This window comes from Cellulosimicrobium sp. SH8, assembly GCF_025818875.1.
Taxonomy (GTDB): domain Bacteria; phylum Actinomycetota; class Actinomycetes; order Actinomycetales; family Cellulomonadaceae; genus Cellulosimicrobium; species Cellulosimicrobium cellulans_D.
This window is the reverse complement of the sequence record NZ_JAMXMH010000001.1, coordinates 407,822-434,699: the sequence shown is the minus strand read 5'-3', so window position 1 is coordinate 434,699 and position 26,878 is coordinate 407,822. Positions and strand designations below refer to the sequence as shown.

Sequence of the window (26,878 nt, the reverse complement as noted above, 5' to 3'; positions counted from 1 at the left end):
CGGCTCACCCCAGCAGCGTGACCGTCTGCCCGTCCCAGCGCAGGAGCCGACCCTGCACGGGGACGAACGACGCCTGCTCCCCGTCCAGGTCCTGCTCCCAGACGACCGAACCGGACGACAGCTCGAGCGCGACCACGCGCGGGTGCGTCCCCGTCGCCGGGTCGACCAGCACCAGGATCACGCACCGCCCGTCCGTGAAGGCCTGCGTCACCATCGCCGACCAGCCCTCGTAGCCCCCGAGGTCGTCGAGGAACCGCGACCACGTCTGCTCACCGGACAGCGCATCCAGCCCGAACACCGTGCTCGCCGTCCCGACGACGGCCGTGCCCTCCGCGAGCACGTAGACGGCCTCCGGGACGCGCGCGCCGTCGTACGTCCACAGGCGCGCACCCTCGTCGTCGTACGCGCGCAGGTCGATCCCGTCGCGCACGAGGAGCACGCCGGGCGCCGGGTCGTCGGTCGCCTGCGGGTCGAGCAGCTCGCCCGGGACGTCGAGGACAGGCACCCCGGCGGCGTCCAGCACGCGGTCGGCGCGCAGCGCCCCGGTCGCGCCCTGCCGGTCCGCGTCCACGAGGAACCGACCGCCCGCGAGCGGCACCGCGCCGTCGGTGGGCAGGTCGGGGTCGTCCAGGCGCACGCCGTCCGGGAGGAACGACGCCGCGACGCCGCAGCCGCCGACGTCGACCAGCGTCTCCGTCGAGACGAGCGTGAGCCGGTCCGGCTCGATCTCCTCGCCACCCGTCTCGGGGTCCCACGTGGTGCACGACCACGGCACGTCCTGGAACGGGAGCTCGCTGCGCCAGCGCACCGCGCCGGTCAGGGCGTCCTCGACCGTCACGACGACGTCCCGCCCCGCGACGCCGTCGACCGACTCCCCGGCGCCCGGGTCGACCGCGACGGGCGGCCCGCTCGGCTCCCCCGGCTCCCCGACGCGCTCGGCCCGGACCAGGCCGCCGTCGGGACCCGGCGCGAGGACCGCGTCGCCCACCTCGACGTCGCGCTCCCCCACGACCTGCCCTGCCGCGCCGAGGACGGTCACGTGCGCCGGGGGGACGTCCGCGCCCGGCTCGGCCTGCGACGGTGTCCTCGGGTCGTACCAGTAGGGCCCCACCCCGGACCCCGCGACGCACACGACCTCGCGCGACACCGCGCTCGACAGCTCCCACGGGCTCCACGACCCGCACACGGCCTCGTCCCCGCCGAGCGGGACGCGCCACGCCTCGGCGCCGGTGGCCAGGTCCAGCGCGACCGCCTCGTCACCCTCGACCGTCACGAGCAGGCCGGGCAGGAACCCGGCGCCACGGTCCGTCGACGCCGGCGCCGTCCACCGCTCCGTCGGGGCACCGTCGAGCGCGTGGACCGCTCCCCGCGCGCTCTCGAGCCGCTCCTGCGCGTCCCGGCTCGTCACCGCGTCGACGACGAGCATCCCGCCCACGAGCGCGGCCACGACACCCGTCACCACGGCGGCGGCGACCCACCGCCGTCGCCGACGGTCCGCGCCGGGCGCACGCGGTGCGGTGCCCGGGACGCCGACGCCGGCGTCGTCGAGGTCGTCGCCGCCGAGCCGCGTCGGGTCGTGGTGCTCGAGACCGGGCGGGGCGTCGCGCGGGAGCGCACCGAGCAGCACGGGGTGGGGCGCGTCGAGGAGGTCGGGATCCACGTCGACCCCGACCGACTCGACGAGCTCGAACGTGCGACGGTCGTCACCGCCGTCTCGTCGTCGGAGCGGCACACGCCCAGAGTAGGACGGCCGTCAACCGAGCCGGGTGATCTCCGTCTCGCTCATCCGCAGGAGCCGACCCTGGAGCGGCGCCGCCCAGGAGCCCCCGTCGGCCGACACCTCCGTCGTCCACGCGACGTGGCCGTCGGACAGGTCGAGCGCGACGAGCGTGGTCCTCCCGACGTCCCAGTCGGAGACCGTGACGATCGCCCGGGTGCCGTCGGTGTACGCCGTGTCGGTCCCCCAGCCCGACCCGACGTCCAGCACCGCCTCGGCCTCCTCCCTGCCGAACGACCAGCGCTCGTGGCCCGTGGCGGCGTCGAGCCCGACGAGGACGCCGTTCCCGTACCCGTTCGAGATCACCAGCGTGTCGCTCGCCGCGACGAGCACGCTCTCCGGCGTCCCGACCTCGTCCGTGCGCCACAGCTCCGCGCCCGCCTGGTCGTAGGCGACGACCCCCAGCCCGTCGCGCACCACGTGCGGGCTCGGCCGCCCGTCCGTCGACCGGGGCACGACGACGGGGCCGGGCGCCTCCCAGCGCACCGTCCCGTCCGGCGCGAGGATCGCGGGCGCCGCCGTGACGTCCCCGCCCGCGGGGTAGCCCCAGCTGTAGTCGTTGCTCGTCGGGTCGCGGTAGTAGGTGCCGTCGCCGAGCGCCACGACGCCGTCCGTCGGGACGCCGACGTCGTCGAGCCGGGTCCCGTCGGGCGTGAACCACGAGGTGACGCCGCAGCCGTCGACGCGCACGAGTCGTGTCTCGACGGCGACCCACAGGTTCTCGAGCTCGGCACGGGTCGTCTGGGTGCCGTCGGTCTCGCTCCACTCGACGCACTGCCCCGACCGTGCGACGAACGGGAGGTCGGCCTCCCAGCGCAGGTCACCCGTGAGGGCGTCCTCGACCCGGACGACGGCCGGGCGTCCGTCGGGCATCTCGCTGATCTCGCCCGTCACCGTGTCCTGCTCGACCAGGGCACCGTCACCCTCCGGCACCTCGCCCACGCGCTCCGCCCGGACGATCGTCCCGCCGAGCCCGGGCGAGGGAGCGCCGCCCTCCGAGGTCACGTCTCGACGGCCGAGCACCTCGCCGTCCGCGTCGACGACGGTGACCGTCCACGCCGAGGCCTCGACGCGCCCCGTCATCGGGTCGACCGGCAGCTCGTCCTCGGGCAGCGGTGCGCCCGCCGCGTCGAGGGAGGGGGCCAGGCACACGAGCGTGTCGTCCGGCTCGCCGAACGGCAGGGACCAGACGAGCGCGCTGCCGCACGCCGCGTACGCGCCGACCTCGACGCGCCAGCGCTCCTCGCCCGTGTCGAGCGAGCGCGCGACGGCGGACTCCCCCTCGAACGTCACGAGGGCGCCGGGGACGAGGGAGAAGCCGCCCGGGAGCGTGACGTCGGCGGTCCACTGCTCCCGCGGGGCGTCGGGGAGCGGCTCGACCCCGCCTGGTGCTGCGCGCAGGCGGTCGAGGTCGGCCCGGCCGTGCCACGCGTCGACCGCGAACATCCCGCCGAGCACGAGGGCGACCCCGGCGGCGACCGCGCCGACCACGGCCGTCCGTCGGCCGGAGCGGGACGCCCGGGCACCGCCGGAAGGGTCGCCGTCCGCGGGCTCGGCCGGGCCGGGGGCGTCCTCCGGGCCCGGGACCGGCACGCCCTGTCCGGTTCCGAGCGCGTCGAGGTCGACCGGCGACGCGGCGCCCGACCGGGAGGCGCCCGCGGTGCTGCCGCGAGGAACGGGCGTGGTGCCGGCGGCGGAACCCCAGGCCGGTGAGTCGTCCTCGAGGTCCGCGTCCGCGTCCGCCGACTCGACCAGCTCGAAGGTCAGTCGGTCCCGGGCGTCACGACGGCGGAGCGGCACCCTGCCAGCCTAGGGGCTCCCGTGCTCCGACCTCGCCTCGCACGTGACCGTGGGACGGCCCTCACGGCCCGTCACGGGCCGCGCGGTGACGCCCGGCGACGGCCGCGTGACGCGGCCGTGAACTCTCGACGAACTCTGTCCTCGACCTCGGCCGTGACGGTCGCGGCGCCGCCACACTGCCCGTGTGCACGACGAACTCACCGAGCTGGCCCAGCACACCGCGATGCGGCCGCCCGCGCGCGCGAGCGGCACCGTCGCCGACCTCGCGCGGCCGGTCCTGTCGGTCGGCTCCTCCATGCCGGTGGGCCAGCTGGAGGTCGTGTTCCGCAATCCCGACGTCACGTGCGTCGTCGTGCACGACGACGCGGTCCCCCCGCCGGGCGCTCCGGCCGCCGACGCCCACGGTCGCCTCGGCGTCGTGGTGCGCTCGAGCCTCGTCGCCGCGCTCACGGGCCGGCTCGGCTACGGCCGCGCGGTCCTGGAACGCCGACCGGTCGCGAGCGTCACGGACTGGGCGCCGCTCGTCGTCGCGCCGACGGCGGCCGTCACCGAGGTCGCGACCCTCGCCATGTCCCGGCCCGACGACCACCGGTACGACGACGTCCTCGTCCACGGCGGCCACTGGGCGAGCGTCGGCGCGGCGGAGCTCGTGCGCTCGCTCGTCGGGACGCTCGCGGAGCGGTCCACGCACGACGCGCTGACGGGCCTGCTCTCGCGCCGCAGCACCTGGCACTCGCTCACCCGGCGCTGCCGGCTGGTCGCGCACGGCGGCACACGCGTCGCGCTGCTCCTGCTCGACGTCCAGGACATGTCCGGGGTCAACGCGCTCCACGGACAGGACGCCGGGGACGCGCTGCTGGCCGGCGTGGGCCGACGGCTGCGGTCGTGGCTCCCCGGGGGCTGCGAGGCCGGTCGCGTCGACGGCGACCGGTTCGCGGTGCTCGCGACGCTGCCCGCGATGGGTGACGTCGAGGCCGCCGCGAGCGCCGAGGCCCTGCGGCAGGAGGTCCTCGCCCGGCTCGGCGGCCCCGACGGCCCGGCACGGCCGACGTTCCGCACCTCGCTCACATGGTCGGTCGCCGGAGCGGCGGACGCCGACGAACTCGTGCGCGAGGGCGAGGCCCGCCTCGCGGCGGCCCGCGTGCCGCTGACCACCCCCACCCCGCCGAACACGACATGGGTGCCGTTATCCGTCGGATAGCGGCACCCATGTCGTTCTCGGCAGCGCGCAGAGGCGTGCTCGACCAGGTTGCGCCGGGGGTCAGGCCACGCCGAGGTACGCCTCCTTGATGCTCGAGTCGGCCAGCAGCTCCTTGCCCCCGCCGCTGCGCACGACCTCGCCCGTCTCCAGCACGTAGGCGCGGTCGGAGCGCGACAGCGCCTGCTGCGCGTTCTGCTCGACGAGCAGGACCGTCGTGCCCTGGGCGTTGATCTCCGACACGATGCGGAAGATCTGCTGGATGACCATGGGCGCGAGACCCATCGACGGCTCGTCGAGGAGCAGGAGCCGCGGGCGCGCCATGAGCGCGCGCCCGATCGCGAGCATCTGCTGCTCGCCGCCGGACATCGTGCCGCCCACCTGCTCCTTGCGCTCGGCGAGGCGCGGGAAGAGGTCGAACACCCGGTCGAGGGTCTCGTCGTGCTCGGCCTTCGACGCAAACGTGCGCGCGTACGAGCCCATCTCGAGGTTCTCGATGACGGTCATGCCGGGGAAGATCCCGCGGCCCTCGGGTGCCTGCACGATGCCCTCGAGCACGCGCAGGTGGGCCTTCATCTTGGTGATGTCCTTGCCGTCGAAGAGGACCTTGCCGCGCGAGACCGGGCGGATGCCCGAGATCGCGCGCATCGTCGTCGTCTTCCCGGCGCCGTTCGCCCCGATGAGGGTGACGAGCTCGCCCTCCTCGACGGTGATCGAGATGCCCCGCACCGCCTCGATCCGCCCGTAGGCGACCGTCATGTCCTGCAGCTCAAGCAGAGGCATCGCCGCTGCCTCCTTCGGTCGTCGGCCCTGCGGCACGGTCCGCGCCCGTGCCCCCCTCGTCGGCGGTCAGCTCGGAGTCCGGCACGCCCAGGTAGGCCGCGATGACCTTGGGGTCGCTCGTGACCTCGTCGGGCGTGCCGTCCGCGATGACGCGCCCGAACTCGAGCACGACGATGCGGTCGGTCACCCCCCGCACGAGGCGCATGTCGTGCTCGATGAGCAGGACGGTGTAGCCGTCGTCGCGGATGTGGCGGATGAGGTCCATGAGGGACTCCTTCTCCGCCGGGTTGAAGCCCGCCGCGGGCTCGTCGAGGCACAGGAGCTTGGGCTCGGTGGCCAGGGCGCGCGCGATCTCCAGACGGCGCTGGTCGCCGTAGGAGAGGTTGCGCGCCTTCTCCGTCGCCCGCCCGCCCACGCCCACGAACTCCAGCAACGCGAGCGCCCGGTCGATCGCGTCCCGCTCCTCGCGCCGGTGGCGCGGGGTGCGGAACAGCGCGCCCGGGACGGACGTGCGGTGCCGCGCGTCCGACCCGACGACGACGTTCTCGAGCGCCGTCATCTCGTTGAACAGGCGGATGTTCTGGAACGTGCGGGCGATGCCGCGCTGCGTGATCCGGTAGCGCTTGAGCTTGCCGACCGGGGAGCCGTCGAACACGACCTGCCCCTTGGTGGGCCGGTAGACGCCGGTCATCGCGTTGAACGCCGTCGTCTTGCCCGCGCCGTTCGGCCCGATGAGGCCGAGGATCTCTCCGCGCCGGATGTCGAACGTCACGTCGTCCAGCGCGACGAGGCCGCCGAACTGCACGGTGACGTTCTGCATCTGGAGCAGCGGCTCGCCGACCTTCGCGTGGACCGTGCGGTCCGGCGCGACCATCGCGTCGACGAGCTCCGGGTTCGCGAGCTCGGGCCGCACCTCGGCGACGTCGACGATCGCGGGCTCCTCCAGGACGGCGCCCGGCATGTACAGGTCGGCGCGCGACGAGTCGGCGCGGCCCGACGACGCGAGGTGCTCGTCGCCGTGCTCGCCGCCCGCCCCGATGCCGCCGGGGTCGTGGGTGCTCATCGGGTCTCCTCCCCGTCCGTCGTGCTCTCTCCCGTGCCGGTCCCGCCCGTCGCCGTGGCGACGGCCGGGGAGCCCGGCCGCGCACCGCCGTCGGACCCCGACCGCGTGGCGGCCTGCGCCGCGCGGCGCGCCGCCACGTAGAGCTCGCGCCCGTAGGCGAGCAGCTTCTGCCGGACGGGGATCAGGCCCTGTGGACGGAAGATCATGAGCACGACCAGCGCGATCCCGAAGAACAGGTACCGGTAGCTCGCGATCTCGTTGCCGTTGATCGGGATGCCGAACAGCTCGGTGCGGCCGAGGAAGAAGTTCGGCAGGTACACGATGATGAACGCGCCGAGGATCACCCCGAGCTTGTTCCCCTGGCCGCCGAGCACGACCGCGCAGAGGAAGAGCACAGAGTTGATGACGTTGAAGTTCGTCGGGATGACGAACTGGACCTGGCCCGCGTAGAGCGCGCCCGCGACGCCGCCGATCGACGCGCCGATGACGAACGCCCACAGCTTGAAGCGGAACGTGGGGACGCCCATGATCTCCGCCGCGTCCTCGTCCTCCCGGATCGCGACCCAGGCGCGCCCGACGCGCGAGCGCTCGAGGTTCCCCACGAGGAGCAGCGAGATGACGATGAACACGAGGCTGAGCCAGTACCACCACACGCCCGAGTTGAACGTGCCCGCCGCGTTGCCGGCGGAGAAGACGCCGTTGGGCAGCTCCTCCGTGACCCCGACGCGCGGGTAGGCCACGCCGCGCAGGCCCTGGCCGCCACCCGTGAGCTCGTCGAGGTTGTCCGCGAGGAGGCGGACGATCTCGCCGAAGCCGAGGGTGACGATGGCGAGGTAGTCGCCGCGCAGACGCAGCGTGGGGGACCCGAGGATCAGGCCCGACAGCGACGTGATCGCGACCGCGACGGGGAGCGCCGCGAGCCAGGCCCAGTCGCTCGACAGCCACTCGTCCGTCTGGTTCCACGGGCTGTCGGGGCTCGTGAGGATCGCGACCGTGTACGCGCCGATGGCATAGAAGCCGACGTACCCGAGGTCGAGCAGGCCGGCCTGTCCCACCACGACGTTCAGGCCGATGGCGATGAGCGCGATCATGCCGAACTGCGCCATCACGCCGCCGAAGTTGGTACCGACCGTGGTGAGCACGGGGATGTTGAGGACCGGCACGAGCGCGATGAAGATCAGGAACGGCACGCCGATCAGCCACTGCGTGGGTCGCGCCTGGGCGTCCCACCACAGGCGGAACCGGTCGCCGACGCCGCCGTGCGGGCGGTCCTTCGTCGCGACCCGTCCCACCGGGGGCATGGACGTGGGGCGGCCCTCGGGCGCCGGCTGGGGAGCGGGGGTCGAGGTGCTCATGCGCGGGCCCTCCCCAGCGACTCACCGAGGATGCCCGTCGGGCGGAACATGAGGACGATGATGAGGAGCGCGAACGCGACGACGTCGCGCCACTCCGTCCCGAAGACGACCTGTCCGTAGTTCTCCATGACGCCGAGCAGCAGGCCGCCGAGCAGCGCGCCGCGCAGGTTGCCGATCCCGCCGAGCACCGCGGCGCAGAACGCCTTGATGCCGAGGATGAAGCCGCCGGAGTAGATGATCCCGTTCGGCACGCGCAGCGTGTACAGGAGCGCGGCCGCGCCGGCGAGGATGCCGCCGATGAGGAACGTCAGCATGATGACGCGCTCGCGCGAGACGCCCATGAGGGTCGCTGTCACCGGGTCCTGCGCGACCGCGCGGATACCGCGGCCGAACTTGGTGCGGTTGATGAACATGTCCGTCGCGAGCGCGAGCACGAGGGCCGACAGGATGATGACGATGGTGATGTTCGTGACCGGCGCGCCACCGATCGTGAACTGCACCTCCGGCTGCACCAGCCGGATCGGCTGCTGCGCGTTGACGCCGCCGAGCGTGCCACCCGTGAGCTTCGGCAGCACGAAGTGCACGAACTCCTGGATGATGAACGACATCCCGATCGCGGTGATGAGGAACACGAGCGACGGCGCGCCGCGCCGTCGCAGCGGTCTGTAGGCCACGCGTTCCAGCCCGACGGCAGCGCCGCCCGCGACGAGCATCCCGCCCAGCATGGCGATGCCGAGGTAGAGGACGGTGAGGGCGATGCCCTTGTCGTATGCGTTCCCGCTCGGGGCGAAGCCCAGGAGCATGAGGGTCGCGTACTGCCCGAACATGCCGAGCATGAAGACCTCGGAGTGGGCGAAGTTGATGAGCCGCAGCACGCCGTAGACGAGCGTGTAGCCGACGGCCACGAGCGCGTAGATCGCGCCGTAGGTGAGGCCCTCGATGGTGAGGCCCCAGAAGTTCCGGGCGAGGCCCGCGATGTTGAAGTCGATGAGGGACTGGTGGACGAGGGGACCGGCGGTCGCGCTGTGCATCAGCGCGTCAGCAAGAGCGGGCATGACGCTCCCTGATTCTTTCTCTGGTGTACGAGGTCGTGGTCCACGACGGGCGCCCCGCCCGCCGGCCCCCGCGCGGTGCGGGGGCGTCGGGGCAGGGCGCCCGTCGTCGTCGGACTACTGGACCTCGTAGATCCAGATGAGCGCCGAGGCGAGCTCGCCCGTGTCGTCCCACTCGTAGGTGCGGGCCAGGCCCTCACCGGAGTAGTTCGCCACGTAGTCGATCAGGCCCGCGCGGTCGGTCACGCCGGACGCGATGCCCGTGAGCATGATCGTCGCGAGGTCGTAGCCCTCGACCGAGTACACGCCCGGCGCCTGGCCGGCCGACTCCTCGTAGGTGGCCGCGAAGTCCTCCGGCGCGGGGCCGCACGGGCAGGAAAGGATCGCGCCCTTCGACGACGCACCGGCCTGCGAGACGAACTGCGGGTCGTTCGTGCCGTCCGCCGAGACGAACGGGATCTCGACGCCGCCGTCGCGCAGCTGCTGCACGAACGGTGCCGCCTCGGCGTAGTAGCCGGCGTAGAAGACCGCGTCGGCGTCCGCACCCGAGATGATCTGGACGGCGGCCGAGAAGTCCTTGTCGCCCGTCTTGACCTCGGCGGCGCAGTCCTCGTTCGCGGCGTCGCCCAGGCCCTCGGTGATCTGCTGGGCGAGGCCGATGCCGTAGTCCGAGTTGTCGGAGACGACGCAGACGCTGCCGAACTCCTTCGTGTTGACGAGGTACTTGGCGACTGACGGCCCCTGGACGGCGTCGTTGGCGAGGCCGCGGAAGAAGTTCGTCCACCCGTTCGTCGTCAGGTCGGGGTTCGTGGCCGACGCGGTGAGCGACAGCAGGCCGGCCTGGCTGAAGACGTCGCCGGTCGCCGCGGTCTCGCCCGAGAACGCCGGGCCGAGGAGGCCGAGGACCGTGGCGTCGCCGACGATCTGCGGCGCGACCTGGGTGGCCTTCTGCGGGTCGCCCTCGGTGTCGAACGGCTTGAGCGTGACCTGGCAGCCGGGGTTCGCGGCGTTGAACGCGTCCACCGCGACCTGCGCCCCGTACTGGATGTTGAGGCCGAGCGCGGCGTTCGGGCCCGTGAGGGCGCCCGCCATCGCGATCGACGTGCCCTCGGCGCACTCGGCGCTGCCGTCGCCTGCCGGGTCGACCGGGTTGCCGGCCTCGGCCGCGGGGACCTCTGCGCCGTCGATGTCGATCTGGACCGACGGGACGATGCTCAGGTCGGCCGAGCCACCGTCGTCGGTCTCGGTCGACGTCCCGGTCGTCTCGTCGTCTCCGCCGCCCTGGGACTGGGGACCGCAGGCGGTGAGGACGAGAGTGGCCGCGAGGAGCAGGGCAGCACCCCCGCTCGCCCGTCGTGCTGTGCGATGCATGCCAACCTCCGTGGTCCTGATCCCCGCGGAGGGCAGCCAAGCCGCTTCTCTCCGCGGTCGATCGCTGAATTCAACACTGAATTGCGTGCTGAATAGTGACACAGGTCACCCGGTGACGAAACCTGCCCGCAGACGTGTCGCCCGGAGCCCTCCGCGGCATCTCGGAGGGCTCCGGACCCACGAATCCGCGGGAGGTGGCGCCCTCCGCGTTCCTGGGTGACGCGAACGTAGGCGGATCGGATTTCGTGGGACGCAGGGAGTTGTTACCGACTCGTAACGTAAGGGTCTCGTTTCGTTCCGTGGACGGTACGAATGTGCCGATTCCGGCGTCGGCCTACGGTGGGGCGATGACCCTCGCGTCGCGCCTCCTGCACACCCGCTGGTTCGTCCGGGCCCCGATCGTTCTCTTCCGCTCCGGCCTCGGCTTCCTCGCCGGCGGGCGGCTCCTGCTCCTCGGGCACCGCGGCCGGACGTCCGGCGAGGCGCGGTACGTCGTCCTCGAGGTGACCGACCGGCCCGCGCCCGGGTCGTGGGTCGTCGTCGCGGGGCTTGGACCCCGCTCGCAGTGGTACCGCAACGTCGTGGCGGACCCGCGCGTGCTCGTGTGGGTGGGGCGCCGCCGGCAGGTGCGGAGCACCGCCCGCACGCTCCCGCCCGACGACGGCGCACGGCTCCTGCGCGAGTACGCCGCCCGGTACGCGCGGGGCTGGGCCGTGCTGGAGCCGGTGCTCCGCGAGTGGGCCGAGCCGCTCGCCGCCGAGCGCGGAGAGGCCGACTGGCGGCGGGTCGTGCCGGTGGTGGAGCTGACCGCTCTCGGGCCGTGACCTGCGACGTCGCGCCGTCGTGAGGTCGTCACGACACTCGCGGGGCAAGCCATGGCCAAGAAGGGGCATACCCTGTACGGTTGACCCCGAGATTGCAGTGCCTCGCTTGTCCTCGCGTCGATGTGACCGCCACCCGGCGGGCGCCCGGCGGACCTTGTTACCCAAGAGTTGACGACGAACACCGTGATGTACTCCCCTGCGCCCGCGGGGGGTGTTTCCACACTCTTGAAGGAGTAACAATGGCTACCGGAACCGTGAAGTGGTTCAACAGCGAGAAGGGCTACGGCTTCATCGCCCCCGAGGACGGCTCCGCCGACGTGTTCGCGCACTACTCCGCGATCCAGTCGCAGGGCTTCCGCACGCTGGAGGAGAACCAGCGCGTCGAGTTCGACGTGACGCAGGGCCCCAAGGGCCCGCAGGCGGAGAACATCCGCGCGATCTGATCCGATCTCCCCGGTGACGACCCTCGCAGGTCGCGCCGACCGATCGTTCACCGAGTGCCCCCGACCGTCCGGTCGGGGGCACTCGTGCATCTGGGGCAGGGTTCGCCCGGCACGTGAGGTGCCGAACCCGGGATGGCTCCTCACACCGGCGGTGCGGTGAGGAACGACCCCGGGTTCGGCGGGGTGGGCGGAACCACGAGCCGGGGCTTCTCGTTGGTCCGGGAGTGAGCCGCACCCGGCCACGAGCCACGCGCGAGCGCACGACGCCGCGCCACCGAACTCGGAGGACGACCCATGGGATTCCTGGACCGGCTCCTCGGCCGCGAGCCGCGCGACCCGTACGGCGCCCCGCAGGCGGGCCCCCACGGCTCGCCGGCGCAGCACCCGACGCAGCACCCGACCCAGTACCCCGCCCCGCAGCACCCCGGACAGCCCGCCTACGGGAGCGCCCCGCAGGACGCGCGCCCCGGGGCGGCCGCGCCCCGCACGCCCGACCAGGTCGCGGTCGACCGCTACCGGTACCTGCTGCGCACCGCGCCCCCGGACCAGGTGGAGCAGGCGCACGCGGAGGCGTTCGCCCGCCTGACGCCCGAGCAGCGGCGGCAGGTGCTCGCCGAGCTCGGCGAGCAGGTCCCGGCGTCGGAGCGCGCGACGTCCGACGCCCCGCAGGACCTCGCCCGGATGGCGACGCGCGCCGAGATGCGCCAGCCCGGCACCCTCGAGCGCACGTTCGCCGGCCGCGGCCAGGGCGCACCCGGCTTCGGCGCCATGGTCGGCTCGAGCCTGCTCGGCACGATCGCGGGCGTCGTCATCGGGTCGGCGGTCGCGAACGCCCTCTTCGGGCCCACGTTCGCCGACCCGACGCAGCCCGTCGCGGAGGACGCCGCGGCCGAGCAGGGCGCCGAGGACCCCGGCGCTGCCGAGGGCGGGGACGGTGGAGCGGTCGAGGCGGCGGGCGAGGACCCCTCGGCCGGTGGCGACTTCGGCGGTGCCGACTTCGGCGGCGGCTTCGACGACTTCGGGGGCTTCGGCGAGTTCTGACCCGGCCGCACCGCCAGGTCCCGACACCGCACGGCCAAGTCCCGACACCGCACCGCCAAGTCCCGACACCATGACGGTGGGCTCCGACCCCGCGACGCCGGGTCCGGCACTCCCCGGCCGCGGTCCTGATCCGTGACGGCGCCGCCGTCGGCCTGCGCCCAGCGTCGGAGCAGGTCGGCGGCGGGTCAGCCCAGAGGCGCGGAGCCCGTCAGCCCGAGGAACGCGCCGAGCTCTTCCACGCCCCGCGGCGAGTGCGGCAGCACGTCGGTGAGCCCGGGCGCCCGCACGACGACCGCGCGCCACTGCGCCCGCGAGACCGCGACGTTGACGCGGTGCCGCGACAGCAGGAACCCGAGGCCGCGCGAGGCGTCTCTGCCCGAGGACGCGGCGAGCGTCACCACGACGACCGGCGCCTCCTTGCCCTGGAACCGGTCGACCGTGCCGACCTCGACGTCCGGGTAGCCCGCGGCCCCGAGCGCCGCGCGCACCGCCCACACCTGCGCGTTGTACGCCGCGACGACCAGGACGTCGCCCTGCCCGAGGGGACGTTCCTCCGTGGCCCCGTCGACCGTCGTCGTCCACGACCGACCGAGGACGCTCTCGACCTGCCGGACGACCTCTGCCGCCTCCTCCGGGGACCGCACAGAGTTCCCGGCGTGCTCCACGAGCACCTGCTCGACCCCGGGTGGCACGCCGTCGAGGTGCCGGGCCGCGGTGAGCGGGTGCGCGTGGAGCTTGTCCTCGTACGCGAGCGTCGAGACGGCGCGCGCGAGGCGCGGGTGCAGGCGCCACGTCACGGGGAGGAAGTAGCCACGCCGTGCGGGCAGCACCCCGTGACCGTCAGCGAGCCACCCGAGCGCCGACCGGTCGACGGGCTCCGGATGGCGGCCCTGGCTCACCTGCGGGAGCTGCTGCGGGTCGCCGAGCAGGAGGAGGCGGCGCGCGGCGCGCGACACCGCGACGGTGGTCGCGAGCGAGAGCTGGCCGGCCTCGTCGACGACGAGCAGGTCGAGCGTGCCGGCCGGGAGGCGGTCCGCAGCGAAGTCCCAGGCGGTGCCGCCGACGACGCGCGGCCCCGGCTGCGTCGCGAACGCCGCGAGGTGGGTGCCGTCGAGCTCGTCGTACACGGCGCGCGCCGACGGGCCGTCCGCCGCGACCTTCTTCGCCACGACCTCGCGCGGGACGCCCGCCCCGAGCACGATCGCCCGCAGCATGTTCTCGACGACCGCGTGCGACTGCGCGACGACCCCGACGCGCCAGCCCTGGGCGACGAGCCGGGCGACCACGCGCGACCCCACGTACGTCTTGCCCGTCCCGGGCGGCCCCTGGACCGCGAGGTACGAGTCGTCGAGCCGTTCGACGGCGGTCGTGACCGCCGTGACGACGTCGCCGTCCACGACGGGCGGGAGCCCGGGACCGGCCGGTCCGTCGGCACCTGCCGGGACGTGCGCGCCGGCTGATCGTGCGGCGGTCTCCGGCGCGAGCCGTGGGGGTCGTCGCAGGAGCACGTCGGTCGCGGCGTCGAGCGGCAGCGTCCCTGTCGTCCGCCACGCCTGGAGCGCGGCCCGGGCTGCGGCCTCCGCAGCCGCCTCGAGCGGCTTGGCGCTCGGGCCGGGCGACGGGGTGAGCGCGACGGGGGTCGCGTCGAACGGTTCGGCGCCGGTCGGGAGCTGCTCGCGCACGACCAGCACGTCCCGCTCGCCCGCGGGCGTCGCGCGACGCGCCGCGTCGACGACCGACGCCCCCGTGAGCCAGCCCCGCACCCCGTCGGCGGCGGTCTTGGCGCACGGCGGCAGCGGCGGGTCGTAGAGCAGGTACGGCGCCACGCCGACGCGCAGGTCGCTGCCCTCGGGCAGCCGGCCCACGAGCGCCAGGCGGCGCGACCACGTCCGGCGCCCCGGCTCGACCTCCCAGCCCGAGACGACCTCGGCCTGCTCGACGAGGAACGCGTTGCGGCGCCCCAGCCACTCGTCCACCGGGAGCGAGAGCCGCGAGTAGTGCTCGTGCCAGAACGGCTTCGCCTCACGCCGGAAGTACCCCGCCGCCGCGCCGTACAGCGCGAGCGCCCCCTCGTCGGCGCCCCGCCGGGCCCGGTCCTCCCCCACGACCTCCCGGATCTCCTCCTCCAGCACCACCGCGGACGGCCGCTCCCGCAGCTCGACGTCCACCGGATCCTCACCCCGCGTGTCGGGCGCGGTCTCGCCCCCGGGAGAGGTGACGGACATGGCGGTGTCGGGGGAGGTGCGCGCCGTCGTGGTCGGGTCTGGCGGGAGCGCCGCGAGGGACGAGCGGCGCGGATGGTAGACGGCGCGCACCTCCCCCGACACCGCACCCGAGGCGACCACCTCGGAGTCGAGAACCGCATGACGCAACCACTCCCCCAGCCGCAGCGTCGACACGCAGTCGTACCGGTTGTAGTCCGCGATCCCGCGGAGCAGCTCGTCCGCCGCGTCGTCGCGGCCGGCCTCGCGCAGCGCGGTGTACTCCGCGTACGCGACGACGGACGCGGCGGCGGTGGTCACGTCGCCGGTGCGCAGCTCGTCGCCCATGTAGAGCGGCTCGAGCTTCTTGATCGACCGGGACCTGTCCGAGACGTGGAGCGCCTGGCGCACCACCGCGTACAGGTCGACGAGCACGCCGTCGCGCAGGAGGTCGTCGACCTCCTCCTCGTACACGCCGTGCCGCGCGGCGATGGCGAGCAGGTGCGCGCGCTCGTAGTCGGCGTAGTGGTAGACGTGCAGGTCCGGGTACGTGCGGCGGCGCGCGTTGACGTGGTCGACGAACGCGACGAGGGCGTCGCGCTCCGCCGCGAGGTCGTGCGCCCACAGCGCGTGGAAGGGCGGGCGGTCCTCGGGCGCCGCGGGACGCTCGACCCAGCCGAACAGGTAGTCGAGGCCCCAGCTCGTGCCGCCCTCGTCCGTCCACAGCGGGTCGCCCTCGAAGTCGAAGAAGACGTCACCGGGGCTCGCCGCGGGCAGCGCGAGCACGGGCGCCGGGTCGTCGATACGCCACGAGAGCTCGTGCGGACCCGAGGCGTCGGCCCACACGACCGTCCCGTCGGAGGGCCCGGTGCCGAGCTGGAGCGCCGCCTGGCGTCGGACCTTCGCGAACGCGGACCGGCTCATGCCGTCGGGCACGGGTGTCTCGTCGGTCGCGGCGGCGAGCTGCTCGATCGTGCGGATCCCCGCGGCGTGCAGCCGTGCGCGCTGCGACTCGTACACGCCGCCGACGAGCAGCACGTCGCGGTGGGCGTCGATCTGCGCCCGGCAGTCGTCGCAGCGCCCGCACGCCCGGACGGCGGGGTCGTCCCAGGGGGCGCGGCCGTCGCGCGCGACGTGCTCGGCCGTGAGCCGCACGAGCCGGTCGCGACGGTCCCGGAACACGGGCAGGAGGTCCGCGAGGCGGTGCGACGTGCGCTCGCGCGTGCCGAGGACGAGAGAGACGTCGGGGTCGACGGGAACGCCCGCGGCCTGGAGCTGGTCGCCGTACGCGGCGAGCTGGAGGAGCGCGGGGACCTTGGCGCGCCGTGCGAGCTTCGTGTCGACGACGGCGTAGCGGGCCGCCCCCGCGTCGTCGGTGCCGGTCCGGACGAGGAAGTCCGCGCGCCCGTGGAAGGAGCCGTCGAAGAAGGCCGCCTGGTGCACGACGTCGGCGCCGGACTCGAGCGCGGCGAGCGTGCGCGCCTGCGCGGCCACGAGCTCGTCCCAGGAGACCCCGCGCGGCGGCTCGAGCCGGACGACGCCGCGGCCCGTCGTCGGGTCGAACGCGCCGTGCTCGGCCTCGAAGCGTGCGAGGACCTCCCGCTCGTGCCGCGCGCCGAGCGCGGCGGTGCGCGCGAGCATCGCGTCCTCCCCCGCGTCGTGGCGCGGCGCCCGGCCGAGCTGCTCGTCGAGACGGCACAGGAGCCGGTACTCGCAGTCGGCGGCGACGACGAGGTCGCTCGCCGAGTGCACGAGGACACGCTCGCGCGCGGGGGCGCCGCCGGGGGCGGTCCGGCCGGGGTCTGCCGCGGCGGTCCGCAGCGCCGGCTCGTCGACGAGGAACACGCACACCTCCGGGTCGGGGACGATCGCCGCCGGGGCGGGAGCGGGGCCGCCTCGCCGGTCTGCCCCCGTTCTACCAGCGACCACCCACGTCGCTGCGCGGCCGGACGCGGTGCTGCCCGGGCCACGGCCGGGTCACGGCGGGTTCAGGCGTCGGCCCACGTCCGGTGCGATTCGTGCCGGAGGCCACGACTCCCCTACTGTTCCCGTCGAACCCGGAGCCCCGTCGAGACCCCGCGTCCCCGTCGACCGCGCACCGGGCGCTACCGAAGGAGGACCCATGGCCGTGCGGTTCGTACCGCCCCCGGGGTGGCCCGTCCCCGAGGGCTTCACCCCCACGACCGACTGGCACCCGGACCCGTCCTGGCCGGCCCCGCCCCCGGGCTGGGTGTTCTGGGAGGACGCGGGGGCCTCCGCGTCCCCGGTCCCCGTGCCCCTCCCGGACGCGCCGGTGCTCCGCACGACCGAGCCCCTGCCCACGGGGCCGTCGCGCTCTGAGCCCGTACCCTCCGCGGGCGGGGCGCCGACCCGCCGGTCGCTGCGGGAGCGCTCGTCCGGCGCGACCCCGGCGGTGGGCGTGACCGGGGTGGTCGGCGCGCACCCCGCGGGCCCTGCGGCCGACGCGACGCACGTGGCGACGCTCGCCCCGGTGACGACGGGCGCCGGCGACGACCACCCGGTCGCCAGCTCGACGATGATCCTCCCCGCGCTCGGGGCGCTGCTCGACGACCCGGCCGCGCGGCCGGCGGTCGCGAGCGTGGCCCCGACGGTCTCCACCGGAGCCGCGCGCTCCGGCGTGGTGCCCGTCGGCCCGACGCCCGCAGGCCCGGCCACGGCACCGGCGCGCGCGACGGCGAACCCGACGCGCGCCTCCGGGGGCGTCGGCCCGCTCGCGCTCCCCGGCGCCGACGACGACGAGGACGCAGCCCCCGACCGCGGCCGCCGATGGCTCGTCCCGACCGCCGTCGGCCTCGCGGGCGTCGCCCTCGGCCTGCTCGTCGGCATCGGCCTGACGCTCTCCGCGCAGGGGGAGGCGCAGCGCGAGAAGGCCGAGGCGCAGCGCGTGCAGAGCGAGGTCGCGGCCGAGCGCGAGCAGCTCGAGTCGGAGCGCGCCGACCTGGAGGCTCAGCGCGCCGAGCTCGACGCGGCGACGACCCAGCTCACCGAGCGCGAGGCGGCGATCACGAAGGCCGAGGAGGACGCCGCCAAGCGGTCGCAGGAGCTGGACGACCGGCAGAAGAAGCAGGACGACCGCGACCAGCAGGACCAGCCCGGCAACGGGAACAACGGCAACACCGACGACGGCAGCTGGGACTGGGGCGACTGGGGCTGGTGAGACCGCGGCGGTCCCCCGCGAGCCCGGACGTCACTTCTCCGGGTCGGGGTGCTCGGCGAGGTGCGCGTAGCGGCTGAGGATGCGCGGCCACCCCGTGAAGCGCGACCGCACGCGCTCGCTGCCCGGCGCCCAGCCGCCGTGCTCGAACCGCACGGCGGTCCCGCTCGCGCTCGGCCGCAGGTCGACCCGGACGAGCGACGCCCGGCCCGGGGGCTGTCCGGGGGTAAAGGTGTGCGCGAGGTGGGTCGCGCGCTCCCAGAGGGTGACACGACCCCACACCTGCTCGTCCGCACCGTGGGACGCGACCACGCGACCGCCGACCACGGGCTCGACGACGAGACCGGTGAACGAGCGGGCGTCGTCGGTGTATCCGGGAGGCCACCACTCCGCGATCCGGTCGACGTACGTGTCGAACGCGACCTCGACGGGGCACGCGAGCCGGAGCTCGTGGACGATCGGGGCGAGGCTCATGCGGTCCTCCCGGGGACGGCCCGGACGCGACGACGAACTCGGGTCAGCAGCATTGAACTGCGCCGCTCCGCGTCCCGCCACCGGTGACCCACGGCGGCCGGAACTTCACGAACGTCTCCACGAACGCCTCACGGACACGTCACCGCTTCCGGTCGCGGAACGCACGTCCCTCACAGAAGGTGGGAGGCGTGCTGACGCGATCCCTCTCCCACACCCGCTCCCACGCCTCGGACGACGAGACCCCGATCTACGACGCGCTCGTGGTCGAGCACGAGAACATGCTCCCGCTCGTGCACCTGGGCCGGGCGCTCAGCGGGGAGATGGTCACGGTCGCGCGCCCCACCGGTCTCTCGCCCCGGCTCCTCGCGGCGCACGACGCCCCCGCCCTGCCGCGCCGCCGCCGCGCGGGCTGAGGAGCACCCTCCCCTACAGCACGTGCGCGAGGAACGACCGCGTGCGCTCGTGCTGCGGGTCGCCGAGCACCTGGTCGGGCGTGCCCCGCTCGACGATGACGCCCTCGTCCATGAAGACGACGGTGTCCGCGACCTCGCGCGCGAACCCGATCTCGTGCGTCACGACCATCATCGTCATGCCGGACCGCGCGAGGTCGCGCATGACGGCGAGCACCTCGCCGACGAGCTCGGGGTCGAGCGCCGACGTCGGCTCGTCGAACAGCATGAGCTCGGGCTCCATGGCGAGCGCCCGCGCGATCGCCACGCGCTGCTGCTGGCCGCCGGAGAGCTGCGCCGGGTAGTGGTCGGCGCGGTCGGCGAGGCCGACGCGCTCCAGGAGCTCGGCCGCCCGTGCCCGCGCGGCCGCCTTCCCGAGCCCCTGCACCTGCACCGGCGCCTCCGCGACGTTCTCGAGCGCGGTCATGTGCGGGAACAGGTTGAAGCGCTGGAACACCATGCCGATGCGCGAGCGCTGGCGCGCGACGACCTTGGGGTGCAGGCGGTGCAGGCGCGTGCGCCCGTCCTTGGTCACCTCGCGGTAGCCCATGAGCTCGCCGTCGACGCGGATGCGCCCGCCCGTGATCTCCTCGAGCTCGTTGACGCAGCGCAGGAGCGTCGACTTGCCCGAGCCCGACGGCCCCAGGACGACGCACACCGACCCGCGCGGGACCTCGAGGTCCACGCCCCGGAGCACGTGGAGGTCGCCGAACATCTTGTGCAGGCCCTCGACCTGCACCATGGGCGTGCTCGTGCCGGCCTGCGCCCGGTTGCCCGACGGCGTGTCGTGCGTCCCGCTCACGGGGTCACCTCCAGGAAGGGGTCGTCCTTGGTCGTGCCGGACGCGGCGATGAGGTCCTGCTTGCTGGGCTTCCTGCGGCCGCCGCCGGTGCCGCCCGGCCTGCGCCTGCGGCGTCGGGCCGCGGTCTGCGTGCCGAACCCGCGGCCGTAGTACCGCTCGATGTAGTGCTGGCCCACCATGAGGACGCTCGTGATGAGGAGGTACCAGATCGCGGCGACCATGAGCAGCGGGATCGGCAGGAAGAGCCGGTTGCCGATCGCGTTGGTCGAGTACTGCAGGTCGAGCGTGAACGGCACCGCGAGCACGAGCGACGTCGTCTTGAGCAGGGAGATCGTCTCGTTGCCCGTCGGGGGCACGATGACCCGCATGGCCTGCGGCAGCACGATGCGCCGGAGGATCTTGCCGTCCTTCATGCCGAGCGCCTTGGCCGCCTCGGTCTGCCCCGGGTCCACGGACCCGAGGCCCGCGCGGACGATCTCCGCGAGGTACGCGGCCTCGTTGAGCGAGAGCCCGATGAGCGCGCACACGAACGCCGTGAACAGGTCCGCCGTGCGGAACTCGAAGAACTCGGGGCCGAACGGGATGCCGAGGCTCAGGCGGGGGTAGAGCACCGACACGAGGCCCCAGAACACGAGCTGGGTGTAGATCGGGGTGCCGCGGAAGAACCAGATGTAGCCCCAGCTCACCGACTTCATGACGGGGTTGTCCGACCGTCGCATGATCGCGAGCAGCACGGCGAGCACGATCGCGATCGCCATCGAGCAGAACGTCAGCACGAGCGTCCAGCCCACGCCGCGCACGACCGTCACGTCGCGGAAGTAGAGCCAGACGACGTCCCAGCGGAACTTCTCGTTCGTCAGCAGCGCGTTCGCGGCCATCGCGGCGAGGACCAGCAGCACGACGGCGGAGATCCACCGGCCGGGCCGCGGGACGGGTCGGGCGTGGATGCGGTCGGGGACCGGGTCGTCGCCCGGTGCGCCGGCGGCGTCGCCGCCGGGTGTCCTACCGGTCATGGTGCACCTCGGGGTGTCGGGGCTCGGGGCACGAGCCGGGCCGCGCGGACGGCGTCGTCCGTGCAGGCGTCCAGTGTGCCGGTCGCGGGCGCCGGGTGGGCGCCCGCGACACGGCGGGGACTGGGAGGAGGGATGGGCTGAGGCCGCGCGAGGGCGTCAGCCGACGGACGGGTTGATCTCCGCGGTGTCGAGCGCGGCGTCCCCGCTGCCCCACGCGCCGAGGATCTCGACGAGCTGGCCGCTGTCCATGAGCGACTGCAGCGCCGCCTGGATCGCGGCGGCGAGCTCGGTGTCGTCCTTCGCGACGACGACGCCTTGGGGCGCGCTGTCGAACACGTCGCCGAGCTGCTCGAGCTGCCCACCGGTCTGCTCGACCGCGTAGCCGATGACGGGCGAGTCCGCGTAGAGGACCTGCGCCTTGCCGCCCGCGACGTTCGTCGTGGCGTCGGACTGCGACTCGTACTGGAGGATGTCGATCTTCTCCTCGCCCGCGTCGGTGCACGCCTGGCTCTGCACGGCGATGTCCTCGTCCTGGATGGTGCCGGTCTGGACCGCGACGGTCAGGCCGCACAGGCTCGCCGGGTCGACGTCGTCGGGGTTGCCCGCCGCGACCGCGTACGCGGAGCCCGCGTTGAGGAAGGAGATCATGTTGGCCTCCTGCATGCGCTCCTCCGTGATCGTGAAGGAGGAGATGCCGGCGTCGTACTTGGTGCCCAGCGCCGGGATGATCGCCGGGAAGTCGGCCGACTGGACGTCGACGTCGAGGCCGAGCGTCGCGCCGACGGCCTTGATGACGTCGATGTCGAAGCCGATCGGGGTCGTGCCGTCCGCGTCGATGAACTCGGCGGGCGCGTACTCCGTGTTCGAGGCGACGACGAGCGTCCCCGCGGACGCGACGTCCTCGGGCAGCAGCGCCGCGGCCGCGTCGTCGACCTCGATCGTCGAGGGGTCGAACGACGGCGCGGACGACGTCTCGTCGGATCCTGCGGTGCTGCCGTCCGTCCCGGTCTGGGAGGCGTCGGTGCACGCGGTGAGCAGGAGGGCGCTCGTCGCGGTGAGCGCGACGAGGCCGAGGGGGAGCTTGCGCAGGGTCGTACGCATGGTGTTCTCCGATCGGGTGGGGGCCGGGCAGGGGCAGCGTAGACACCGATCGTCTCCGTCGTGTTACGTCAGCACCCGGCCCGGAGGCCGAGGAACGTACGGGGAACAGAGGACCCGGCGGTGCGCAGCACCTGCGCACGAGTGTGAGGCCGCACCGCTCCACTCACCAAACCGGCAGGGACATCGACGCCGAACCGTGACGAACCACCCCGCCGAACACGACCTTGCTGTCGGAATGACCCGCATTCCGACAGCAACGTCGTGCTCGACGGGGTGCAGGGTCGTGGTCGGGGGGGCGGGTGGCGGGGGGGGTGGGTGGCGGGGGGGTGGGGGGTGGGGGGCGGGGAGGGGGGTCGGCGGGGGGCGGGGGGTCAGGATGCCAGGAGGTGTTCGACGTAGCCGCCGAGGAAGCGGGCGTCGGGGTCGTAGCGCTGGACGAGGGCGCCGAAGTCGTCGAAGCGCGGGTAGAGCGCCGCGACCGAGCCCGGGTCGTGGACGAGCGCGTGCGAGAGCTTGCCCCAGTGCGGGCGGGCGCCCAGGGGGAGGAGCGCGGCCTCGACGTCGGACAGGACGCGCGCGACGTCGTCGGGCAGGGGCTTCCACGTGAGGTGGACGCCGACCGCCGCGCCGTCGAACGGGCTCAGCCACAGGGGCTCCGCGTCGGCCGCGACCGTGCGGACCTCCCCCACCTGGAGCAGCGGGGTCACGCGCGGGCCGAGGTCGCGCATCGCCGCGAACGCCTCCTGCGCCCGCGCGCGCGGCACGAGGTACTCCGACTGGAGCTCCGCGCCGTTGCTCGGCGTGAAGTCGAGCCGGAAGTGCGGCAGCCGCTCGTTCCACGGGCCGGGCTCGCCGAGCTGCGGCGTGCAGTGCTGCGGGTCGACCCCTGGCAGGGGGTGCAGCAGCGTCGCGGCGGGCGTCGCCCCGAAGAGCTCCTCGCGCGCGGTCCCGGTCTCCCCCGGCGCGAGGCGCGACTTGCGCCAGACCTGCTGCACGCCGTCGGGCCCCCAGTCCGTGAAGAGGCTCACCGAGTACGCCGACGCCGTGAGCTCGTCGTAGTGCGCCGTCACCGCCTCCCACGGCAGCCCGACGTGCACGTCCTGGCGCACGTCGAACGTCGGGACGGTCTCGAGCTCCACCCGCGTCACCACGCCCAGCGCCCCGAGCGCGACGACCGCTCCCGGGAAGTCCGCGTCCCCGCACCGCAGGCGGCGCCGTTCGCCGTCTCCCGCGACCAGCTCGAGCCCGACGACGGCGCTCGCCAGCGAGCCGACCGCGTCGCCCGAGCCGTGGGTCGCCGTCGCGACGGAACCGGCGACGGAGATGTGCGGGAGCGAGGCAAGGTTCGCGAACGCACGACCCGCCGCCTGCACGTGCCGCGTCACGTCGCCGTACCGCAGCCCCGCCGCGACCGACGCCACGCCCGTGACGGGGTCGATCACGACGGGCGGGCGTCCGTCGTCGTACCGGTCGAGGACGACGTGCGTCCCGGTCGTGTCCGCGACGTCCCCGAACGAGTGCCGGGACCCGAGCGCCTTCACGCGGCGCGAGCGCCGCACGACGTCGGCCAGCGCGTCGGGCGTCAGGGGATGCACGACCTCGACGGAGGAGTAGGTGAGATTCCCGGCCCAGTTGGCGGGTCGGGCAGGTTCGGGCGTCGTCGTCACGCCCCCACCCTGCCACCCCCCTCCCCGCCGAGCCGGACGGGGGTTGTCCCCACCCGCGGTCGGGGGCGGCCCGGGGTCCGCGGAACGGGACGAAGCGGTGAGATCGAGACATGACGACCAGCGCACGTCCTCTCCCCGCTCCCGCACGGTCCCGGCACGTCTCGCCCGCCTCGTCCCGGGACGCCTCCGCCCTGTCCCCGGACGGCCCCGAGCGGCCGCTCCGCGGCGGGCTCGCCGCGTTCTGGGTGCTCGCGTTCGGGCTGTCCTGGACGTCGTGGGGCGCCGCGTGGCTGCTCGGCGGCGACCTCGCCGACCCGCTCGTGTTCACGCTCTTCGCGCTCGGCGGCTTCGGCCCGAGCCTCGCCGCGCTCGTGCTGCGGGCGGCGGGCCGCCGCAGCCCGCGGGCGGCGCGCTGGGGCGCGGCCGGACGATGGCTCCCGGCCGCGGTCGGGATCGGTGCCGCGCCCGCGGTCCTGACGGCGCTCGTCGTGCCGTTCCTCGGCGGCCCGACGACGGACCTGTCGGCCGGGGCGGCGGCCGTCGCCGGGTCGGGCGGACCGCTCCTGTTCGCCCTCGTCTCGCTGTGCGCGGGGCCGCTGTCGGAGGAGTTCGGGTGGCGCGGGTATGCGCAGCCCCGCCTGCGGCGTCGACGCTCGCCGCTCGTGACGTCGATCGTGCTCGGCGCGGTGTGGGCGGTCTGGCACCTGCCGCTGTTCGCTCTCACCGGGACGTGGCAGTCGTCGCTCGGCCTCGTGAGCGTCGAGGCGGTGCTGTTCCTGCTCGCGATGATCCCGCTCTCGAGCGCGTACTGGCTGGTCAGCGAGCGCCTCCGGGGCGGGGTGCCGGCCGCGGTCGCGCTGCACCTCGTCGGGAACGTCGCGCTGACGGTCGTCGCGGTGACGTCGCCCGTCGCGATGGCGGTGTACGTCGGCGTGATCGTGCTGACGTCGGTGCTGGTCCATCTCGTCACGCGCCCCGGCGCGCCCCGCCCCTGACGCGGGACCCGTCAGCGGTCCTCCCGCGCGGCGCGGGCCTCGTACACGTCGATCTTGTGCTCGATCGCGTCGAGGTGCGTGCGGACCGCCGCGAGCTCGGCACGCACGCGCTCGCGGTGCGCGCGCAGGAGGTCGAGCCGCTCCGCCTCGTTCCCCTCCCCGGCGCGCACCAGCTCCGCGTAGGCGCGCACCTCGCGCACGGGCATGCCCGTCGCGCGCAGACGCGTGACGAGCGTGATCCAGCCGAGGTCCTGCTCGCGGTACCTCCGGTGGCCCGACGACGCGCGCTCGACCGGGTCCGGCAGCAGCCCGTCGCGCTCGTAGTAGCGCAGCGTGTGCGCGGTGAGCCCGGTCGCCTCCGCCGCCTCGGCGATCGTCAGGCCGCGGTCTGTCGCGAGAGTGGTCATGCCGCCAGTGTGCGCGCTCAGGGCGTCACGAGCTCCACGGGGTGCTCGGCCAGGACCTCGCCCGTCTCGGCGTCGAGCACGACGACGGTCGACGGCGGGAGCGCGGACAGGTCCGGCGCCGTCCAGCCCTCGACGCCCGTGCAGGTGCGGCGGTCGAACGACTCCAGGACGGTGCCGGTCGTCGTCTCGACGGTGACGGTGGCCGGGTGGTCGAGGACCTGGCGCGGCCACTTCTCGACGTCGAGCCAGCCCCCGGCGTCGCTCGCCGGCGTGCCGTTCCACCAGCCCTCGAGACCGCCGAGCTCGGTCGGCTCGCCGTCGTCGCCACGGACCCGGACCGGCGTGCCCGCGGTACCGGTGAAGGTGCCGCACTGCTGCACCCCGTTCGTCTCGACGGGTGTCGGCGCCGGGGTCTCGGCGGCGAGCGCCGGGTCGTCCCCGGGCGCCTCCGCGGCCGGCGCACCGCCGACGGCGTCGCTCGGCTCGGTGCCTGCCGCGCGACCGGTCAGAGCCGCGGCGACCCCGACCCCGAGGACGGCCACGACGAGCGCCCCGCCCACGAGCAGGGCCCGCGCACGTGGGCCGCGCCCTGTCCGCGCGTCGTCCCCCGGACCCTCGGTGCGGCCCTCGTCCTCCGGTGCTGCCTCGTGCATGCGTCCCCCTGTCCCCCTGCGCGACCCGCCGCTCTGCGGGTGCCCGCACCCTACCGGCGCGCGGGCGTGGTGTCAGCGGGTCGGGACCAGTGCGCGGAGACGGCGGCGACCTGCTCGTCGAAGGCCGCCGTCTCCGCAGGCGTGGGCGCGCGGCGCCACTGCGGCTCGACGACGACGTCGCGCGTCCCGACGACCCAGCGCCACCGCCCGACGACCACGCCGTCGACGGCGAGCCCGTGGATGAACGACCCGAGGCGGTCGCCCAGGTCGACCCCCTCCGCCACGACGAGCGCACGGGTCTCGCCGTAGGACATGAAGAGCTCGTCGTAGCTCTGGAGCAGGTCGACGACCGGGCGGTCCGGGTCGCCGTCGGGCGCGAGGTGGCCGACGAACGGGCCGGGGTCGACCACGCGCGGGTCGGCGTCGGCGAGCCGCCACAGGGTTACGCCCTCCAGCGCGCCCGCGCCGGGCACGGCCACGACGTCCTCGCCGAGCAGGTCGAGCGCGTGCCGCACGTCGGTGAGCGTGAAGCCCGACCACTGCCCGACGTCCTTCACCGTCGCGTACGCGCGGCCCGCGAGGTAGCGGCGCAGCAGCTCGACGAGCGCGGCGTCGCGGTCGAACCGCTCGCCGAGCGGCCCGTAGCCCGCGGGGACGCGGTCGTCGAACGCGGCGTACGTCTGCTGCTTGCCGTCGAGCGGCCCGCTGACGAGCTGCCGGTCGAGCTCCGCCTGCATGAGCACGTAGCCGAGGGCGATGCCCTCGAGGGGGTGTCCGTGGGCGGCGAGCAGGCCCGCGAGCTCGCGGCGCGTCCGGGGCCGCTCCTGCACCGCCGCGACGACGAGGTCGGTCTCGGTGGCGTGGCCCACCGTCCCGACCTGCCGGTACATCGTCCCGTTGGCCTGGTGCACCCGGGGCGCGCTGAGCTCGACGAGCCAGCGGGCGTCGTCGGACCGGACGAGGTGCCAGGTGGGCCGCAGCACGTGCGTGCGCACCACCTCCCCGCGGTCGCAGGCCGCGGCGGCCCCCGCCGCGCCGGGCCGGGCGTCAGGTCGCAGCCGGCGCGTGAGGCCCCACAGCGCGGGGTGGAACTCCTGGCCCTGCACCGCGACGAGGTGCCCGACGGCGGTCGGCACGTCGGGCAGGTCGGGCGACCGCAGCCGGTGCGCGGCGAGGCGTGCCGCGAGCACGTGCCGCTCGTCGACCGCCGCCTCGCTCACCGTGCCGCCCCCGT

General features: G+C 74.5%; 23 protein-coding genes. 7 read left to right on the top strand and 16 right to left on the bottom strand.

Annotated features, from left to right (window positions below; translation table 11 throughout):
- Positions 1–4: 4 nt before the first annotated feature.
- Positions 5–1,732 carry a PQQ-like beta-propeller repeat protein gene (locus NF338_RS01915; RefSeq protein WP_264029216.1) on the bottom strand — a complete coding sequence of 576 codons (1,728 nt, stop codon included), beginning with the start codon at positions 1,730–1,732 and terminating at the stop codon, positions 5–7.
- A 21-nt stretch (positions 1,733–1,753) separates the two neighbouring features.
- Entirely contained in the window at positions 1,754–3,577 is a 1,824-nt protein-coding gene (locus NF338_RS01910) for a PQQ-binding-like beta-propeller repeat protein (RefSeq protein ID WP_264029215.1), read from the bottom strand.
- Positions 3,578–3,761: 184 nt separating this feature from the next.
- On the opposite strand from NF338_RS01910, the gene NF338_RS01905 reads away from it, so the two are divergent.
- Positions 3,762–4,778, top strand: a complete 1,017-nt coding sequence (locus NF338_RS01905) for a GGDEF domain-containing protein (RefSeq protein WP_264029214.1) — start codon at positions 3,762–3,764, stop codon at positions 4,776–4,778.
- Between the two features lie 60 nt (positions 4,779–4,838).
- Here the strand turns inward: NF338_RS01905 and NF338_RS01900 are convergent, their stop codons facing one another.
- The 5 genes from NF338_RS01900 to NF338_RS01880 all read right to left on the bottom strand — a co-directional run bounded on the left by NF338_RS01900 (position 4,839) and on the right by NF338_RS01880 (position 10,399).
- Complete coding sequence (locus NF338_RS01900) at positions 4,839–5,558, bottom strand: ABC transporter ATP-binding protein (RefSeq protein WP_087470217.1); 720 nt, start codon at positions 5,556–5,558, stop codon at positions 4,839–4,841.
- On the bottom strand, positions 5,545–6,621 hold the full coding sequence (locus tag NF338_RS01895; protein ID WP_087470218.1) for an ABC transporter ATP-binding protein: 1,077 nt from the start codon (positions 6,619–6,621) through the stop codon (positions 5,545–5,547). Before NF338_RS01895 ends, NF338_RS01900 begins: the two co-directional genes overlap by 14 nt.
- Positions 6,618–7,976: a branched-chain amino acid ABC transporter permease gene (locus tag NF338_RS01890; RefSeq protein WP_264029212.1), complete on the bottom strand. Its 1,359-nt coding sequence runs from the start codon at positions 7,974–7,976 to the stop codon at positions 6,618–6,620. Before NF338_RS01890 ends, NF338_RS01895 begins: the two co-directional genes overlap by 4 nt.
- Positions 7,973–9,031, bottom strand: a complete 1,059-nt coding sequence (locus NF338_RS01885; protein ID WP_239576557.1) for a branched-chain amino acid ABC transporter permease — start codon at positions 9,029–9,031, stop codon at positions 7,973–7,975. Before NF338_RS01885 ends, NF338_RS01890 begins: the two co-directional genes overlap by 4 nt.
- 114 nt (positions 9,032–9,145) lie before the next feature.
- Complete coding sequence (locus NF338_RS01880; protein ID WP_087470221.1) at positions 9,146–10,399, bottom strand: branched-chain amino acid ABC transporter substrate-binding protein; 1,254 nt, start codon at positions 10,397–10,399, stop codon at positions 9,146–9,148.
- A 347-nt stretch (positions 10,400–10,746) separates the two neighbouring features.
- Here NF338_RS01880 and NF338_RS01875 point away from each other — a divergent pair, with 347 nt between their 5' ends.
- The 3 genes from NF338_RS01875 to NF338_RS01865 all read left to right on the top strand — a co-directional run bounded on the left by NF338_RS01875 (position 10,747) and on the right by NF338_RS01865 (position 12,707).
- On the top strand, positions 10,747–11,223 hold the full coding sequence (locus tag NF338_RS01875; RefSeq protein ID WP_264029211.1) for a nitroreductase family deazaflavin-dependent oxidoreductase: 477 nt from the start codon (positions 10,747–10,749) through the stop codon (positions 11,221–11,223).
- 239 nt (positions 11,224–11,462) lie between these two features.
- A complete protein-coding gene (locus NF338_RS01870) occupies positions 11,463–11,666 on the top strand; it encodes a cold-shock protein (protein WP_047231069.1) in 204 nt (67 codons plus the stop codon).
- Positions 11,667–11,960: 294 nt separating this feature from the next.
- On the top strand, positions 11,961–12,707 hold the full coding sequence (locus tag NF338_RS01865; protein WP_264029210.1) for a hypothetical protein: 747 nt from the start codon (positions 11,961–11,963) through the stop codon (positions 12,705–12,707).
- Between the two features lie 185 nt (positions 12,708–12,892).
- Here the strand turns inward: NF338_RS01865 and NF338_RS01860 are convergent, their stop codons facing one another.
- Positions 12,893–16,753, bottom strand: coding sequence for a TM0106 family RecB-like putative nuclease (locus NF338_RS01860; protein WP_264029209.1), 3,861 nt, complete (start codon positions 16,751–16,753; stop codon positions 12,893–12,895).
- Between the two features lie 277 nt (positions 16,754–17,030).
- Here NF338_RS01860 and NF338_RS01855 point away from each other — a divergent pair, with 277 nt between their 5' ends.
- Positions 17,031–18,086, top strand: coding sequence for a hypothetical protein (locus tag NF338_RS01855; protein ID WP_264029208.1), 1,056 nt, complete (start codon positions 17,031–17,033; stop codon positions 18,084–18,086).
- A gap of 30 nt (positions 18,087–18,116) precedes the next feature.
- Here the strand turns inward: NF338_RS01855 and NF338_RS01850 are convergent, their stop codons facing one another.
- On the bottom strand, positions 18,117–18,557 hold the full coding sequence (locus tag NF338_RS01850; RefSeq protein ID WP_264029207.1) for an SRPBCC domain-containing protein: 441 nt from the start codon (positions 18,555–18,557) through the stop codon (positions 18,117–18,119).
- Between the two features lie 188 nt (positions 18,558–18,745).
- Here NF338_RS01850 and NF338_RS01845 point away from each other — a divergent pair, with 188 nt between their 5' ends.
- The gene (locus NF338_RS01845) at positions 18,746–18,970 is read left to right on the top strand and encodes a hypothetical protein (RefSeq protein ID WP_087470226.1); all 225 of its coding nucleotides are present in this window, start codon (positions 18,746–18,748) and stop codon (positions 18,968–18,970) included.
- Between the two features lie 13 nt (positions 18,971–18,983).
- Here NF338_RS01845 and NF338_RS01840 read toward each other — a convergent pair whose 3' ends face one another.
- The 4 genes from NF338_RS01840 to NF338_RS01825 all read right to left on the bottom strand — a co-directional run bounded on the left by NF338_RS01840 (position 18,984) and on the right by NF338_RS01825 (position 23,589).
- Positions 18,984–19,748 carry an amino acid ABC transporter ATP-binding protein gene (locus NF338_RS01840; protein WP_264029381.1) on the bottom strand — a complete coding sequence of 255 codons (765 nt, stop codon included), beginning with the start codon at positions 19,746–19,748 and terminating at the stop codon, positions 18,984–18,986.
- A 56-nt stretch (positions 19,749–19,804) separates the two neighbouring features.
- Positions 19,805–20,821: an amino acid ABC transporter permease gene (locus NF338_RS01835; RefSeq protein ID WP_264029206.1), complete on the bottom strand. Its 1,017-nt coding sequence runs from the start codon at positions 20,819–20,821 to the stop codon at positions 19,805–19,807.
- Between the two features lie 156 nt (positions 20,822–20,977).
- A complete protein-coding gene (locus NF338_RS01830) occupies positions 20,978–21,922 on the bottom strand; it encodes an ABC transporter substrate-binding protein (RefSeq protein ID WP_087470228.1) in 945 nt (314 codons plus the stop codon).
- 371 nt (positions 21,923–22,293) lie between these two features.
- Positions 22,294–23,589, bottom strand: a complete 1,296-nt coding sequence (locus NF338_RS01825) for an FAD-binding protein (RefSeq protein ID WP_264029205.1) — start codon at positions 23,587–23,589, stop codon at positions 22,294–22,296.
- Positions 23,590–23,699: 110 nt separating this feature from the next.
- On the opposite strand from NF338_RS01825, the gene NF338_RS01820 reads away from it, so the two are divergent.
- The gene (locus tag NF338_RS01820) at positions 23,700–24,584 is read left to right on the top strand and encodes a CPBP family intramembrane glutamic endopeptidase (RefSeq protein WP_264029204.1); all 885 of its coding nucleotides are present in this window, start codon (positions 23,700–23,702) and stop codon (positions 24,582–24,584) included.
- Between the two features lie 11 nt (positions 24,585–24,595).
- On the opposite strand, the gene NF338_RS01815 is transcribed toward NF338_RS01820, so the two are convergent.
- Genes NF338_RS01815 through NF338_RS01805 form a run of 3 tightly spaced genes read right to left on the bottom strand, consistent with a single transcriptional unit; the run spans position 24,596 to position 26,864 of the window.
- Positions 24,596–24,991, bottom strand: coding sequence for a MerR family transcriptional regulator (locus NF338_RS01815; protein WP_264029203.1), 396 nt, complete (start codon positions 24,989–24,991; stop codon positions 24,596–24,598).
- 17 nt (positions 24,992–25,008) lie between these two features.
- Entirely contained in the window at positions 25,009–25,644 is a 636-nt protein-coding gene (locus NF338_RS01810) for a hypothetical protein (protein ID WP_264029202.1), read from the bottom strand.
- Positions 25,645–25,694: 50 nt separating this feature from the next.
- Entirely contained in the window at positions 25,695–26,864 is a 1,170-nt protein-coding gene (locus tag NF338_RS01805; protein WP_264029201.1) for a winged helix DNA-binding domain-containing protein, read from the bottom strand.
- Positions 26,865–26,878: the final 14 nt, after the last annotated feature.

Coding starts and splice junctions, on each gene's coding strand:
- NF338_RS01810 (WP_264029202.1), bottom strand. CDS start 25,644: ATGCACGAGGCAGCACCGGAGGACGAGGGCCGCACCGAGGGTCCGGGG.
- NF338_RS01900 (WP_087470217.1), bottom strand. CDS start 5,558: ATGCCTCTGCTTGAGCTGCAGGACATGACGGTCGCCTACGGGCGGATC.
- NF338_RS01850 (WP_264029207.1), bottom strand. CDS start 18,557: ATGAGCCTCGCCCCGATCGTCCACGAGCTCCGGCTCGCGTGCCCCGTC.
- NF338_RS01885 (WP_239576557.1), bottom strand. CDS start 9,031: ATGCCCGCTCTTGCTGACGCGCTGATGCACAGCGCGACCGCCGGTCCC.
- NF338_RS01820 (WP_264029204.1), top strand. CDS start 23,700: ATGACGACCAGCGCACGTCCTCTCCCCGCTCCCGCACGGTCCCGGCAC.
- NF338_RS01830 (WP_087470228.1), bottom strand. CDS start 21,922: ATGCGTACGACCCTGCGCAAGCTCCCCCTCGGCCTCGTCGCGCTCACC.
- NF338_RS01865 (WP_264029210.1), top strand. CDS start 11,961: ATGGGATTCCTGGACCGGCTCCTCGGCCGCGAGCCGCGCGACCCGTAC.
- NF338_RS01855 (WP_264029208.1), top strand. CDS start 17,031: ATGGCCGTGCGGTTCGTACCGCCCCCGGGGTGGCCCGTCCCCGAGGGC.
- NF338_RS01840 (WP_264029381.1), bottom strand. CDS start 19,748: ATGGTGCAGGTCGAGGGCCTGCACAAGATGTTCGGCGACCTCCACGTG.
- NF338_RS01815 (WP_264029203.1), bottom strand. CDS start 24,991: ATGACCACTCTCGCGACAGACCGCGGCCTGACGATCGCCGAGGCGGCG.
- NF338_RS01875 (WP_264029211.1), top strand. CDS start 10,747: ATGACCCTCGCGTCGCGCCTCCTGCACACCCGCTGGTTCGTCCGGGCC.
- NF338_RS01880 (WP_087470221.1), bottom strand. CDS start 10,399: ATGCATCGCACAGCACGACGGGCGAGCGGGGGTGCTGCCCTGCTCCTC.
- NF338_RS01890 (WP_264029212.1), bottom strand. CDS start 7,976: ATGAGCACCTCGACCCCCGCTCCCCAGCCGGCGCCCGAGGGCCGCCCC.
- NF338_RS01870 (WP_047231069.1), top strand. CDS start 11,463: ATGGCTACCGGAACCGTGAAGTGGTTCAACAGCGAGAAGGGCTACGGC.
- NF338_RS01895 (WP_087470218.1), bottom strand. CDS start 6,621: ATGAGCACCCACGACCCCGGCGGCATCGGGGCGGGCGGCGAGCACGGC.
- NF338_RS01835 (WP_264029206.1), bottom strand. CDS start 20,821: ATGACCGGTAGGACACCCGGCGGCGACGCCGCCGGCGCACCGGGCGAC.